The organism is Cyanobacterium stanieri LEGE 03274 (assembly GCF_015207825.1).
GTDB classification, from domain to species: domain Bacteria; phylum Cyanobacteriota; class Cyanobacteriia; order Cyanobacteriales; family Cyanobacteriaceae; genus Cyanobacterium; species Cyanobacterium stanieri_B.
The window spans coordinates 79193-93591 of sequence record NZ_JADEWC010000011.1 but is presented as its reverse complement, the minus strand read 5'-3'; the positions used below and the strand labels follow the sequence as shown (position 1 = coordinate 93591).

The following is a 14399-nucleotide window of genomic DNA, read 5'->3' as shown; positions in this document are numbered from 1 at the left end:
TATTTGGAGGGGCGGGAAACTCATTGGGCGGTAAAGGAATATCCCCTGTGGGAGGCTGTAAAGGCTCTCGTTGTAATAGGTTTTCGGGAACATCGGGTAAGGTGATGGGGGGCAAAGAGTCTCTATCGATGGGAGTCGGGGGCAACACCTCTGGTAATTGTGGAAAATCGTTTTCCGTGGCGGTTTCGATTTCTTCTTCTGTTTCCTCGCTGATAACAGTACGATTGTACCACCAAAATCCACCCACAAGGATAAGGGCGATCGCACTTATACCCACAATACTTTTAAAGGGGGCAAAGGGGGAATAAACTTTATTTTCATTGTCTCGGAAATCAAGATAAAACCCTTCGAGGGCGTTGGTAAAATCCAAAAATTGGGTATGGGTTAATTGGATGGATTGGTTATCTTCAGTTTTAATTAGATGATATAGTTGACCATTACCAATAATCAGGAAATCGTTGTTTTCATCATTATCAAGCTCTCCTTGCTCAAAATTGAGGTTTTTTAAGTATTTATCCAGATATTGGTTGATTTTTGCTCTAATTTTCTCCAAATAAGGGCGATCGCCCCTAACCATAACCAAATCTTCACTAGGCATTCTCGGATCATCAAAACTCAACTCAAAAGTATAATCAGGAGCCAAACTTTGCCCCTTGAGAGGTAAAAAAGAAGGAGGATTATAGATATTGAGAGTACAAGTAGGGGGCGTATAACTTTTGTATAAAGATTCTTTACTCATGTTGAAATAATTGATAATTGATAATTGAGAATGGATAATAAAAATCAATGGTTAATTGCAATTATCACCATTGTCCATAGTTCAAAAAATAATATAAGCAGAGATCCCGTTAAAATAATGGGATAATAGTATTTTAGAGAATTAATATATATTTTATTTTTATGGCAGATCAATCCATAGCAGAAGTAATAAAATTACCCCGTACCAGCGAATCAGAACACCTAAAAAAAATACGCCATACCACCTCCCACATAATGGCCATGGCAGTACAAAAATTATATCCTAACGCTCAAGTAACCATCGGGCCTTGGACAGAGACGGGATTTTATTATGACTTCGATTTGCCCGAACCTTTGACAGAAAAGGATCTTAAAACCATCAAAAAAGAAATGGTTAAGATTATCAAGAAAAAATTACCCGTTGTCAGGGAAGTCGTCACCAGAGAAGAAGCCCAAAACCGCATCAAAGAAATTAATGAGCCTTATAAACTAGAAATTCTTGATAGCATCAAAGAAGAACCCATCACCATCTACCATTTAGCCGATCAATGGTGGGATTTGTGCGCCGGGCCACACCTCGAAACCACTGGAGATATAAACCCGAAGGCGATCGCCCTTGAATCTATTGCAGGAGCCTATTGGCGAGGAGATGCCAACAACCAACAACTACAAAGACTATACGGCACCGCTTGGGAAACCCCCGAACAACTAGCCGAATATAAACGCCGTAAAGAAGAAGCCCTCAAAAGAGATCACCGCAAACTAGGCAAAGAACTAGGCTTATTCATTTTCTCAGATCCCGTAGGGCCCGGTTTACCCCTTTGGACACCCAAAGGCACGTTAATTCGTTCCACCCTCGAAGACTTCCTCAAACAAGAGCAAGTAAAAAGAGGTTATTTACCCGTAGTAACCCCCCATATCGGTAGGGTAGATTTATTCAAAATTTCAGGACATTGGCAAAACTACAAAGAAGATATGTTCCCCATGATGGCCGATAACGCCGAAGAAATGGAGAAAGAAATCGGTTTTGTCATGAAACCCATGAACTGCCCCTTTCACATCCAAATTTATAAAAGTGAACTGCGCTCCTACCGTCAGTTGCCCATGCGCCTAGCGGAATTTGGCACCGTTTACCGTTACGAACAATCAGGGGAATTAGGAGGACTAACTAGGGTAAGGGGCTTTACCGTGGATGACTCCCACCTATTCGTTACCCCAGATCAACTAGAATCGGAGTTTTTCAGCGTGGTAGATCTCATTTTATCAGTCTTCAAAAGCCTTCAGTTGAAAAACTTTAAAGCCCGTCTGAGTTTCCGAGATCCTGAATCTGATAAATATATAGGTAGTCAAGAGGTATGGGATAAAGCCCAGAGCGCTATCCGTAACGCCGTGCAAAAGTTGGACATGGAATACTTTGAAGCACCGGGGGAAGCCGCTTTTTATGGGCCTAAACTTGATTTTATTTTCCAAGATGCCCTCGAACGAGAATGGCAATTGGGAACAGTACAAGTGGACTACAACCTACCCGAAAGATTTAACCTCGAATACATTGCCCCCGATGGTTCTCGTCAGCGCCCCGTCATGATTCACCGAGCGCCCTTTGGCTCTCTCGAGCGTCTTATCGGCATTTTAATCGAAGAGTATGCAGGAGATTTCCCCTTGTGGTTAGCCCCCACCCAAGCCCGTTTAATGGCGGTTAACGATGACTTTTTACCCTTTGCCCAAGAAGTCTGTCAAAAAATGCTCTTAGCAGGAATTAGGGCGGAGGTTGATAGTAGTGGGGAAAGATTGGGTAAGATGATTCGTAATGCAGAGAAGGAAAAAATCCCTGTTATGGCCGTAATCGGCGGTAATGAGGTAGAAAGTAATACTCTGAGTATTCGTACCCGTGCTAACGGCGATTTAGGGGCTTTGGCTGTGGATGAGGTCATTTCTAAAATGGCTAAAGCTCTCAAAAATCGTGATGCAGGAATAGAATAAATAATTGATAATAGGGAACGGGGAACAGGGAATGGGGAACAGTTTTCAATGGTTTATGGTTATAAATTGATGGTATAAACGATCAAAAATCATTGCCCATTCTCTATTGCTCACCCAAAGCATTTATCCACCATAACGAAATTTTTTATGATCAAATCCATTGCACATTTAGGCCCAAAGGGTACTTATTCGGAAGTTGCTACCTTGATTTATGCCCAAAATTTAGAGGCGGAAACGGGTATGGAAACGGAGTTAGTACCCTATCCCAATATTGCCCAAACTCTCTTGGCGGTTGCCGATGGGAGGGCTGATGTGGCGGTGGTGCCTGTGGAAAATTCAATCCAAGGCATTGTATCGATGACGTTGGATAGTTTGTGGGAGTTGGATGGGTTACAAATTCAGCAGGGGTTAACTTTGCCTGTGGTACATAATTTTTTGTCTCGGGGTAATTCCCTTGAGGGTATCAAAACGGTTTATTCCCATCCCCAAGCCCTTGCTCAATGTCAAAAGTGGCTTGATAAACATACCCCCGAAGCCCGATTGGTGGCGGCTAACTCTACCACTGAAGCCCTACAGGTGGTTAACCATGATCCTACCGCAGGGGCGATCGCATCTTTACGGGCGGCCCAACTCTATGATTTACCTATAAAAGAAGCGAATATTAATGACTATCCTGATAATTGTACTCGTTTTTGGGTGGTAAGTAAGGATAAACGGGAAGATGGCGACTATGTGTCTCTTGGTTTTTCTTTTGAAAAAAATAAACCTGGAGTATTAGTAAAACCTTTACAAATTTTTGCTGAAAATCATATTAATTTAACTAGAATAGAATCTAGACCTACTAAGCGGTCTTTAGGAGAATATCTGTTTTTTATTGATTTGCAGAAAAAAGACTCTAAAAAAGAACTCAATATAGCTTTGTCTGATTTATCATCTCTTACTAAAACTTTAAAAATATTTGGTAATTATAATGTTTTAAATATTGATTACTCTCAGTGTGAAAAGTTATCTATTTAATCTCGGTTTGGAATAATAGTGGTTTTGCTGATGACTGGTTGCAGGTTATAGTTTGTTAATTGTCTATTTTCGATTTCCTAAGATTAATTATGAAAATTACAGGTAAAACAAAAATTCTTGGTATTATCGGTAATCCTATCGAACATTCCCTATCGCCTATTATACAGAATCGGGCGATCGCCCTTTTAAACCTAGATTATACCTATGTGCCTTTCCCCGTCATGGAAGATGATATAAAAACCGCCCTTGATGGCTTTCGGGCAGTGGATATAAAAGGATTTAACGTGACAATTCCCCACAAACAAGCCGTGATGCCCTTTTTAAGTCATATTACCAATACCGCCAAACTCATCGGTGCAGTGAATACCGTATGGCAAACCCCTGATGGATGGCATGGCACAAACACCGATATTGATGGCTTTATAGCCCCTCTCAAGGCGTTAAATCGCAGTTGGGCAGATGTCACCCCCATCATTTTGGGTAATGGCGGCGCTTCTAGGGCGGTAATTGTCGGTTGCGCCCAGTTAGGTTGTAAGGAAATCAAAGTAGTGGGGCGTAATATAGATAAATTGAAAGAGTTTCAAAATAGTTGGGATTATCAACTATTACAAGCAAAAGTAACCATTCACCCATGGGATGAATTGACGGAAATTTTGCCCCAAAGTGATTTAATCGTTAACACTACCCCCCTAGGAATGTCTCCCCATACCGATAAATCTCCTTTAAATAATCAGCAAATTTCTTTGTTAAAACCTGGGGCGATCGTCTATGATTTAATTTATACCCCACGACCTACCCTTTTGTTACAACAAGCCCAAAAACAAGGGGCAACCATTATCGATGGCACAGAAATGTTAGTACAACAGGGCGCTGTCGGTTTTGAAATTTGGACGGGAAAAAAAGCCCCCGTGGATGTGATGCGTGATGCGTTGCTCGATTTTTTGCCACAAAATTAACTCTATATCTGTACAATAAACAGGAGTTATCGAGAAATAAATAAACAAAATACTATAATGCGTATATTCGTTACTGGGGCAAGTGGTTGTATTGGTCATTATATGGCTGAATCTTTGATTAAAGAAACCAATCACGAACTTTATTTTTTAGTCAGAAATCCCGACAAACTAAAATTTGACTATAATTATCGCCCCGGCATCAATATTTTAAAAGGAAACCTTGAAAATATCCTTGATTATCAAGATATTCTTAGCACTATTAATGTTGCCATTCTTACCGCTACTTGTTGGGGAGGCGAGAAAGAATCCTATGCGGTAAATGTGGAAGCTAATATTAATCTGATAAATGCCCTTAGTGCCGAACATTGTCAACGAATCATTTACTTTTCCACTGCTAGTATTTTAGATCGTAATAATCAATTGTTGAACGAAGCGGGGGAAATTGGTACGGATTATATCCGCACAAAATATCAGTGTTATGTTAAGTTAGCAGATTTGGCACTGGGCGATCGCATCATAACCGTATATCCTACCTTGGTGTTTGGGGGCGCTGATGATAAACCCTATTCCCATTTATCAGGGGGCTTAAAAGATATTACTCAGAAATGGATGGGGTTAATTCGTTGGTTTAATGCGGATGGCAGTTTCCACTTTATTCATGGGCAAGACATCGCCACGGTTATTAGTTATTTAGTAGAAAATGGAGATAAATTAGACCCTATTTATAATAATAAATTAGTTTTAGGTAACGAACCTTTAACCGCCAGTCAAGCCATAAAAACCATTTGTAAAAAGATTAATAAAAAAGTCTATTTTCAAATACCATTACCCATTTGGTTAGCCAATATCTTTATCAAAGTATTTCGGATTCAGATGGCGGATTGGGATTATTTCTGTCTCAATTACCGCCACTTTACCTATGCTCAACCCGTTAACCCTAATACTTTTTCTCTCCCTAGCTATGCCCCCAATTTAGATAAACTTTTAGACATAACCATCGATGATTGATTAATAATTGATAATAATTTTTTTATTATTTCAATATTAGATACACAGTGGAAAAATTAACAAGATATTATCTTTTAATGGCAGACTACCCAAACTTAATAATTACACCGTGATTAAACAAAATTTCATTATCAATTATCCACTATCAATTATCAATTGTTTAACACTTGTAAATGTTGCCACACAGAAGCGAGGGTATTAGCCGTAATCATACCACTAGCAGCCACCGCAGGAACACCAATACCGGGGAAAGTGGAATCACCGCAACAGTATAAACCATTAATAGGAGTAGTAGAGCCTGGAAATAAACCCTCATCGGCATTCCAGGCAGCCCCATAAGTGCCTCGATAACGCCTTAAAAATCTTTCATGGGTTAAAGGAGTGCCTACCAAAGTTACTTCACATCTTTCCCTAATATCGGGGATAAATCTTTCTAACGCTTCCCACATAAGGTGCGATCGCACCTTTTTCAACTCATGATACTCATCACTATTACGACTCAACCCAGCCCACAAGGAATAAGGCTCAGTAGCGGGAGTATAAACATGAATAGAATGCTTACCCTCAGGCGCTAAACTAGCATCTAGTAAAGAAGGAATCGACACCGCCACCACATTTTGCTCCGCCGTAACCCCCCTATGCCAATCATTGACAATCATATGATGACAAGGCAAATCTGCAGGTAAACCAGCCCCATCAATCCCCAAATGTAAGTGCATAAAACTATCATTCATCGGCGTTTTTTCCACCCCCTGCACAAAATCCTTCGGCAATACCCCCTCGCCGATTAAAGGAATAGTATCCCAAATCGAAGCATTAGAAATCACCGCCTTCCTTGCCCTAATAGTTTTGCTATTACGCAACACAACCCCCACAGCCCGATTATTCTCCACCATAATTTCCTGCACATGACTAGATAACCATAACTGCCCCCCATGCTTTTCCATACCCCTAACCAACGCCTTAACCAGCGCTTCGCTACCCCCCACAGGATAATCCAACACCACATCAGGGCGATACCACTCCGCAAACATAAAAGCCATCTCCGCCGCCGAAGTGCCATGGGCAGGTAAACCAGACAACATAAAACAAAGTAAATCTAACCAATTACGGATAAACTCATCCGTTACCACCTCATCCATAATTTTGCCAAAACTCCCCGTTAATTTCCCTGCCGAAAAGACGTAGGGAAGCATAGATACTGCATAGGGTGCTAGGGTAAAAATGGCTCCCAAATCATAACGAAAAGCCCCAGGAGGAATCGCCGTAGATGCTTTTCCCAAAGGCTTCATCACCTCCTGCAACCTACGCCACTGCTTACCTGCATCCTCCCCCCTTAAATTAAGCAACAATTTATAAAAATCATCAGCGCCCACCGCCACATCAAAATAACCCTCAGGCAACCAACAACCCCAATTATTATAATTTTTCCACTCCACATCTTCCCCAATGATGTCTAAAACCTGACGTAATGGATTAGTAGAAGGAGAATAAGATAAACCCGAATATAAAGAAGGGCCCGAATCGAACTTAAAACCTTTATACTCAAAACCATGGGCAGCACCCCCAGGCAAGTTATGGCTTTCACAGACAATAACGTTATACCCATACTTTGCTAACATTGCCCCACAACATAAACCCCCTAAACCACTACCAATAATTACAATATCTGTTTGCTCTTGATTTGCCATGATTAATCAAAATGTAAAGATTATTTAATAATTTCAGCATAAAGGATTATTGATTATCCTTAAAGATTTACTATATAAAGAAGGTCAAAATTAGCTGACAAAAAACTAAACTCTTAGACTATGTTTGTTAAGGACAAACCATTGATCAAAATAAAAGTTTTTATGGAATAAAGTCTTTTAGGTAAAAATCAAATTAATTTTCCGTACAAGCATAATCAAGATAAATCAATAAAACATATTATTTTTTAATACTTTTTGTGCTTTATTAAGTTATCAAAAGAGTGTTTTTTGACCTGTTTTTAATATTTATTTACTTCAAATTTTATAAAAATGTCCAACAGTTATAAAGTTCATCTAGTTAACGAACAATTAGGAATTGATACCGTTATCGACGTAATGCCAGACGAGTATATTTTAGATGCAGCAGAGAGACAGGGTTTTAATTTGCCCTATTCTTGTCGTGCGGGGGTATGTGTAAGTTGTACAGGAAAACTAACAGAAGGTACAGTAGATCACGATTATGATTTTTTAAAACAAAAAGAAATCGATGCGGGTTTTTTCCTCACTTGCAAAGCCTACGCGACTTCTAATTGTACTGTTATAACTCATCAAGAAGATGCTTTATTAGATTTATAAGTACCTTTAATAGTTTAATCAAGAACGTAGCATATTACCTAAAATGTCAGCAGAAAGCCCTCACCATAAACTAAAAAATCAATCGTTTTGGTGACGGGATGAATGCTGACCAACAAAAAAACATTCGTAGGATTCTACACAAAATCGAATCTTTGCGTTAAGATTGATTTTATGGGTACTCAATCACCATAAAATAATGTTAGTTATCGAAGCTAAATTGTACGGCAACCAATTCCAATACAAAAAAATAGATCAGATGATTCGCACTGCTACTTTTGTGCGTAATTCTTGTCTTCGTTATTGGATGGATAATAAAGGGGTTGGGCAGTATGATTTATCTAGGCTCTGTAAAGAATTAGCTAAAGAATTTGAATGGGCAAAGAAACTCAATTCTATGGCTCGTCAAGCCAGTGCAGAAAGAGCTTGGGCTTCTATTAAGAGATTTTATGATAACTGTCAAAATCCTTCTCTCAAGAAAAAAGGCTTTCCGAAATACAAAAAAGGACGCTCTGTGGAATATAAAACCTCTGGGTGGGAACTTTCAAAAGATAGAAAAGCTATTAACTTCCGTGATGGTTTTAAAGCAGGGTGGTTTAAAATGCGAGGTGGTTTTGACCTGAATTTCTATCAACTCAATCAAATTAAACGAGTTAGAGTTATTCGCCGTGCTGATGGTTATTATGTACAATTTTGTATTGACCAAGAAAGACAAGAGGATATTAAACCTAGTGGGAATGCTATCGGTTTAGATGTAGGTTTATCTCATTTTTATACCGACTCAAATGGTCAAAAAGTAGAGAATCCAAGACACCTAAGAAAATCTGAAAAGCAATTAAAAAGATTGCAAAGACAAGTTAGCAAAAAGAAAAAAGGTAGTAACTCTCGTAAAAAAGCGATTAAGAAGTTAGGTAGAAAACACTTAAAAGTATCAAGGCAACGTAAAGACTGGCTTGTAAAATTAGCTCGGTGCGTGGTGTCATCTAACGATGTCGTAGCTTATGAGAAATTAACTGTTAAAAATATGGTTAAAAACCACCGTTTAGCTAAAAGTATTAATGATGCTTCTTGGAGAACTTTCTTTGATTGGTTAGAATATTATGGTAAGGTGATGGGCAAAATTGTTTTTGCTGTAAATCCACAGTATACCAGTCAAGAATGTCCTAACTGTAAAGTGATAGTCAAGAAAACTTTATCTCAAAGAACTCATATTTGTAAATGTGGTTGTGTAATGGATAGGGATGAAGCAGGGGCAATCAATATTTTAGCTAAAGCATTAAGAGAATTAAGTAGGGGTGGGCAATCCCAAACTTCCAGTCTGGAACTGGTAAACGCTAATGGACACATCAACCTCTGTCAACTGAGTGAAAACTTGATTGATAAGTTGGGTGGTTGAAGTTAGAATCCCTTACCATAATCTTTGATTTGGTGACCGGAGAATATCAATACGTCCGCACAAAAAGAAAGAATTAATTAATAATTTTGAAGTTTCAGATATTCAAGTTTCAATCCCTTGGTAGGTATTATTTTGGTTTAAACACAACAGGAACTACTTGGAGCGGTCATTTTTATATCTTTCAATCCCTTGGTAGGTATTATTTTGGTTTAAACGGATAAAGTAATTGAAGTTGCTAGGACTTGGATAGGAACTTTCAATCCCTTGGTAGGTATTATTTTGGTTTAAACATAAAAGGAATTGTAATCCCTTGTTGCTTTCCAACTTTCAATCCCTTGGTAGGTATTATTTTGGTTTAAACATTCCCGAAATTACGGATGGTGCAGATTGAGATAAAACTTTCAATCCCTTGGTAGGTATTATTTTGGTTTAAACACATGTTCCAAAACTCCCCAATGACCATACTTCTTTCAATCCCTTGGTAGGTATTATTTTGGTTTAAACGCGCACAAAATACCGCTAATGAAGCCTTATCACGGGCTGTTTCAATCCCTTGGTAGGTATTATTTTGGTTTAAACTTTGTTTCCTCGTCAGCATCAGAAAAAGAACCCGCTGTTTCAATCCCTTGGTAGGTATTATTTTGGTTTAAACTCCATTGAGGAAACTCCGAAGACACCCACCCCATAAGTTTCAATCCCTTGGTAGGTATTATTTTGGTTTAAACTTATCATTCAGGCTTAACCATTGGTTAGAATGTTTCAATCCCTTGGTAGGTATTATTTTGGTTTAAACATTAAATGCCATTGGATCTCGTGAATCGGTATTGGGGTTTCAATCCCTTGGTAGGTATTATTTTGGTTTAAACTGTACCTAGAAAAAATCGAGTGTCTCGCGATTTTGAGTTTCAATCCCTTGGTAGGTATTATTTTGGTTTAAACTTGGATCTCGTGGCGGTGCCGGGCAACATTCCCTGTTATTGTTTCAATCCCTTGGTAGGTATTATTTTGGTTTAAACGTGAAAATTTGAAAGGTGTTAGGGCTTCCCACGATGTTTCAATCCCTTGGTAGGTATTATTTTGGTTTAAACTTTTAAACAAGGCGACACAGGTAGAGGCTTCAGCCTTGTTTCAATCCCTTGGTAGGTATTATTTTGGTTTAAACCATTAGTAGCAAAAATAGATTTTAATATCTGATCTGTTTCAATCCCTTGGTAGGTATTATTTTGGTTTAAACAAACAACCAATAGCATCATCAGACCAAGTATTAGTTTCAATCCCTTGGTAGGTATTATTTTGGTTTAAACATTATCCGTTGCTCGTTTACCTCTCACAAGATAAGGTTTCAATCCCTTGGTAGGTATTATTTTGGTTTAAACAATTTTTTTACGGCGGTGGTACGCCATTAAACAAAGAAAATGTTTCAATCCCTTGGTAGGTATTATTTTGGTTTAAACCTAAATAATCTACAGCTTCGATTAAGATGTTCCCCGCAGAGTTTCAATCCCTTGGTAGGTATTATTTTGGTTTAAACATACCATAGGATTATAGCACATGAATAGAAACAGAAGTTTCAATCCCTTGGTAGGTATTATTTTGGTTTAAACTTCTTGCTCACTGGTAGCATTGTTAAAAATCTGTGTTTCAATCCCTTGGTAGGTATTATTTTGGTTTAAACGGCCATACTTGAAGCCTTTGATATATATAATTTTCAAGGTTCATTGTCGTAAGACTAAGATAATAATAACACATAGAGATACAGAATAGTTTGTAAAATAACTTACACACTAGCTATGGTAAGGGGTGTAAGGGTGGTAGTTTTAAAAGACAAGAATAAACCTTTCAATGAGAGACTTTTGGAGAATTGATAGAGTATTAGTACATTTACACCCTAACTTTTACGCAAAAAAGATGGTGTTATCAGGGGGTTTCTCACCTCCAATGCGTTCTATTTTACCTTGACAACATTGCCCTAAGAAATAAAAGCGAATACTATCGCTATCATCCTTAAGAAATTTACTGAGTCGGTGACGTAGCTTGGCATATTGAGTGTCGGTTAAATCACATTCAAAAATACTATATTGCACCCATTGTCCGTAGGATTTTAAGATGTTATGTATTTTTGTTCTTCGTTTATTATCGGTAATATCGTAGCTGATTACAACAAACATTTTATCTTAATAATTGATGACTATTGGTTTTATTTTTTTATAATTAATGGTGGATATTGTTCTGTTTCTTCCATTAAGTATTTAGCGAGAAAACGAGTTTGAATTTCAAATGCTTCTTGATAGGTACATTGTCTTTTTAATACAGGATGCTTAAATTTTGATTGCTTTTTTTCTTCATACGAACGCAAAAATATTTTTAATCCTTCTTTGGTTAAGGATAAAGCGTTACTGAGAGGTTCGGTGATAAAATCTTTAGGGTTTAATTTTTGGTTATTGATGAGATTTAATACTACAGCATCGGTAACTAATGGTCTGAATTCTTCCATTAAATCTAATGCTAAACTCGGTCTGCCATAATGGGAAACATGAAGATAACCTAAATAGGGATCAAATCCTACAATATTGATAGCGCTTTGTAGATCATGCCTTAGTAGAGCATAACCTAGGCTCAATAAGGAGTTGACAGGATCGGTAGGTGGGCGACGATTTCTTGTACTGAAGCTGAATTGTTTATTTTTAATTAATTGATCAAAACAACCAAAATAAATGGCACTTCCTGCACCTTCTAAACCTCTGAGGGAATTGATGTTGTTTTTATAATCTAAAGAGTCAATTATTTGTTGTATTTTATCACTACTGTTTTGTAATCTATTATTAGGTATTTGTCTATGTCTAAGTTTAATAAAATTGCGATAATTTTTAAGTTTACCTCGGATAAATGCTTTGACTATATGAATTGATTTTTCTGTGTTTTCTTCTACTGACCATTGGGCTTTTCTTACAAATATATTTTTGCTTAATTCTGGTTCGAGTCTTCCTAAATATTTTCCTGTGGTTGTTAAAAAGCTCATGGGAATTTTTCTTTTTAACAATTCAGCTACTAGGGCTGGTGAAAAATTTGCTCTACCTAAAATTACTAATCCATCTACTTTTATTAATGGAACTTCTAATAGTTTTTGTTTATCTGCTTTTATATGAATTCTTTCGTCAATTTTACCGATAAAAGCGTCATCTTGAGTTACATAAATTGTTCCCATTTTTGTTACTTTATTATGAATGTTGGTAGTTGCTTTTTTGTGGGGTTATTAAATCTTAATCATTAATACGGGTTGAAAATTTTACTGGTATTTATTGTTGAAAAGAGGGCTAAAGCCCTTACTACAAAACTATTCTTTTTCCTGATAGCATTTGATTTTATCTTTTGAAAAAAGGGCTAAAGCCCTTACTACAAACTTATTCTTTTTCCTGATAGCATTTGATTTTATCTTTTGAAAAGAGGGCTAAAGCCCTTACTACAAACCTATTCTTCTTCCTGATAGCATTTGATTTTACCTTTTGAAAAAAGGGCTAAAGCCCTTACTACAAACTTATTCTTCTTCCCGATAGCGTTTGATTTTATCTTTTGCTATGGGCATACAAGCGGAGTAAAGACTACATCCTTTACATTTTTTGCTATATTCTGCTTTGGGTATGGTTTCTTTTTCTATAATTTCTTGAATAGCTTTGATAGATGCGATCGCACTTTGCCTTAAGGATGAGTTAATTTTTACTTCTTGCCTTTGATGGGTTTGAGCGTAATAAATATAACCAGTGTGAACATGAGTACCAGTCATTTCTTCTATACATAAGGCTTGGGCAACAACTTGCAATTCATCATTTGCCCATTCGCCTTTTTTACCTCGTTTATATTCCACAGGGTAAAAAGTGCCATTTTCTACTTCAATTAAATCTGCTTTACCAATTAATTTATATTGTTCAGATTTGAGATAAATTGCTCTAATTTGCCATGTTTCTCCTAAGTTTAAATCTCCTACGGTATGGACTCTTTCATGTAAAGTTGTACCATCGATGGTATATTGGTTATCAGTGAATTCTGAGGCACAAAACATCCTCCAAAAACGATGGGGACAATAGGAATAATGGTTTAAGGATGCAATGGGAATAAGTTGATTTTCCATAATATATAAAGAAGAAATTATTTATGATAATTAAGGTAATCTTTTTAGTACCCCAAAACCCATGGTTGTTTTTCTGCCTAGTCCACTGAAAAAGCTATAATCTGCTAGGGTATTGATTTGTTTAATAATTGTGGTTTCCACCTCTCCTAAAATCTTATAATTGATTGTACCTATACAGCCAATAAATTTAGTTTTTGGTTCAATAATTATTTCGGTATTTATATCAAAATAAGCAGGAAATAAGCAGTCAAAATTAACGGTAGAGAAACTGATATTACTGTATTTTTCCCATTTCCTCCATAGGCTATTAAATACTAATTTTGCGGTGGGCAATGATACATCATATTTTCCTTGTCTAAAGGCTGTAGGTGTATATATTTTAAAGGTTATATTTCTTTCTGTTTCAGATGCTTTGTTATATAATTCTTGATAACTAATGGCATTAGCCCATGAATGACTATTAAGACTAGCTAAAACACTGGTGATTATCAATTCTCCGCTACCTAAGTGATAGGGTTTTTGTGGTCTTAAATTAAGCCATAATTTAGTTAGTTTGCTAAATAAGGTATCATCTAATAGAGTAATTCTCCACCAACAATTTGAGTCTTTTTTTATATTTTTTTGGTGTTGCCAAATAAGTTGATTCTGATGATTGTTAACAACTTGTAATGGACTAATGGTAAAATCTTTGTTAGAGTGCGATCGGTGTAAATATTCTGCTAATTCATTATCGATAGAGTTAACTAGATTGAGAAAAAGAGCGTGTAAATGTTTTCCGGAAGTATAGTTAACAGGTATGTTATTTATAGGGGTAAAGTTGATGACTAGACTATGGGGCATAATTAGTGAATGAT

Annotated in this window: 12 protein-coding genes and 1 CRISPR repeat array; of the genes, 6 read left to right on the top strand and 6 right to left on the bottom strand. The window is 37.1% G+C overall.

Annotated features, from left to right (window positions below):
• The coding region (locus tag IQ215_RS06885; RefSeq protein WP_193800574.1) for a DUF4335 domain-containing protein at positions 1-739 on the bottom strand (739 nt) is incomplete at its 3' end.
• A gap of 161 nt (positions 740-900) precedes the next feature.
• Between IQ215_RS06885 and thrS the strand changes: the two genes are divergently transcribed.
• From thrS to IQ215_RS06865, 4 genes are all read left to right on the top strand, one after another.
• A complete protein-coding gene (gene thrS, locus IQ215_RS06880; protein ID WP_193800573.1) occupies positions 901-2718 on the top strand; it encodes a threonine--tRNA ligase in 1818 nt (605 codons plus the stop codon).
• 147 nt (positions 2719-2865) lie between these two features.
• Positions 2866-3735, top strand: coding sequence for a prephenate dehydratase (pheA, locus tag IQ215_RS06875; RefSeq protein ID WP_193800572.1), 870 nt, complete (start codon positions 2866-2868; stop codon positions 3733-3735).
• Positions 3736-3824: 89 nt separating this feature from the next.
• On the top strand, positions 3825-4691 hold the full coding sequence (locus tag IQ215_RS06870; RefSeq protein WP_206688533.1) for a shikimate dehydrogenase: 867 nt from the start codon (positions 3825-3827) through the stop codon (positions 4689-4691).
• Positions 4692-4748: 57 nt separating this feature from the next.
• Complete coding sequence (locus IQ215_RS06865; protein WP_193800571.1) at positions 4749-5699, top strand: NAD-dependent epimerase/dehydratase family protein; 951 nt, start codon at positions 4749-4751, stop codon at positions 5697-5699.
• Positions 5700-5851: 152 nt separating this feature from the next.
• Here IQ215_RS06865 and IQ215_RS06860 read toward each other — a convergent pair whose 3' ends face one another.
• The gene (locus tag IQ215_RS06860; RefSeq protein WP_193800570.1) at positions 5852-7390 is read right to left on the bottom strand and encodes a phytoene desaturase family protein; all 1539 of its coding nucleotides are present in this window, start codon (positions 7388-7390) and stop codon (positions 5852-5854) included.
• A 330-nt stretch (positions 7391-7720) separates the two neighbouring features.
• On the opposite strand from IQ215_RS06860, the gene IQ215_RS06855 reads away from it, so the two are divergent.
• Both IQ215_RS06855 and IQ215_RS06850 read left to right on the top strand, forming a co-directional pair.
• On the top strand, positions 7721-8026 hold the full coding sequence (locus IQ215_RS06855; RefSeq protein WP_193800569.1) for a 2Fe-2S iron-sulfur cluster-binding protein: 306 nt from the start codon (positions 7721-7723) through the stop codon (positions 8024-8026).
• 196 nt (positions 8027-8222) lie between these two features.
• Complete coding sequence (locus tag IQ215_RS06850; RefSeq protein ID WP_193800568.1) at positions 8223-9419, top strand: RNA-guided endonuclease InsQ/TnpB family protein; 1197 nt, start codon at positions 8223-8225, stop codon at positions 9417-9419.
• A 106-nt stretch (positions 9420-9525) separates the two neighbouring features.
• Positions 9526-11094: direct repeats of the CRISPR family, unit length 37 nt; unit sequence GTTTCAATCCCTTGGTAGGTATTATTTTGGTTTAAAC.
• A gap of 220 nt (positions 11095-11314) precedes the next feature.
• Here the strand turns inward: IQ215_RS06850 and cas2 are convergent.
• The 4 genes from cas2 to cas6 form a co-directional block, all read right to left on the bottom strand.
• Positions 11315-11587 (bottom strand): CRISPR-associated endonuclease Cas2, encoded by a 273-nt coding sequence (gene cas2 / locus IQ215_RS06845; protein ID WP_193800567.1) that lies wholly within the window; start codon positions 11585-11587, stop codon positions 11315-11317.
• 29 nt (positions 11588-11616) lie between these two features.
• The gene (gene cas1d / locus IQ215_RS06840) at positions 11617-12624 is read right to left on the bottom strand and encodes a type I-D CRISPR-associated endonuclease Cas1d (RefSeq protein ID WP_193800566.1); all 1008 of its coding nucleotides are present in this window, start codon (positions 12622-12624) and stop codon (positions 11617-11619) included.
• A 330-nt stretch (positions 12625-12954) separates the two neighbouring features.
• On the bottom strand, positions 12955-13545 hold the full coding sequence (gene cas4, locus IQ215_RS06835; protein ID WP_193800565.1) for a CRISPR-associated protein Cas4: 591 nt from the start codon (positions 13543-13545) through the stop codon (positions 12955-12957).
• 30 nt (positions 13546-13575) lie between these two features.
• The gene (gene cas6 / locus IQ215_RS06830) at positions 13576-14385 is read right to left on the bottom strand and encodes a CRISPR-associated endoribonuclease Cas6 (protein WP_193800564.1); all 810 of its coding nucleotides are present in this window, start codon (positions 14383-14385) and stop codon (positions 13576-13578) included.
• Positions 14386-14399: the final 14 nt, after the last annotated feature.

Bases quoted from the DNA above. Each gene is read 5' to 3' on its own strand.
- thrS (WP_193800573.1), top strand. From the start codon at position 901: ATGGCAGATCAATCCATAGCAGAAGTAATAAAATTACCCCGTACCAGC.
- pheA (WP_193800572.1), top strand. From the start codon at position 2,866: ATGATCAAATCCATTGCACATTTAGGCCCAAAGGGTACTTATTCGGAA.
- IQ215_RS06870 (WP_206688533.1), top strand. From the start codon at position 3,825: ATGAAAATTACAGGTAAAACAAAAATTCTTGGTATTATCGGTAATCCT.
- IQ215_RS06865 (WP_193800571.1), top strand. From the start codon at position 4,749: ATGCGTATATTCGTTACTGGGGCAAGTGGTTGTATTGGTCATTATATG.
- IQ215_RS06860 (WP_193800570.1), bottom strand. From the start codon at position 7,390: ATGGCAAATCAAGAGCAAACAGATATTGTAATTATTGGTAGTGGTTTA.
- IQ215_RS06855 (WP_193800569.1), top strand. From the start codon at position 7,721: ATGTCCAACAGTTATAAAGTTCATCTAGTTAACGAACAATTAGGAATT.
- IQ215_RS06850 (WP_193800568.1), top strand. From the start codon at position 8,223: ATGTTAGTTATCGAAGCTAAATTGTACGGCAACCAATTCCAATACAAA.
- cas2 (WP_193800567.1), bottom strand. From the start codon at position 11,587: ATGTTTGTTGTAATCAGCTACGATATTACCGATAATAAACGAAGAACA.
- cas1d (WP_193800566.1), bottom strand. From the start codon at position 12,624: ATGGGAACAATTTATGTAACTCAAGATGACGCTTTTATCGGTAAAATT.
- cas4 (WP_193800565.1), bottom strand. From the start codon at position 13,545: ATGGAAAATCAACTTATTCCCATTGCATCCTTAAACCATTATTCCTAT.
- cas6 (WP_193800564.1), bottom strand. From the start codon at position 14,385: ATGCCCCATAGTCTAGTCATCAACTTTACCCCTATAAATAACATACCT.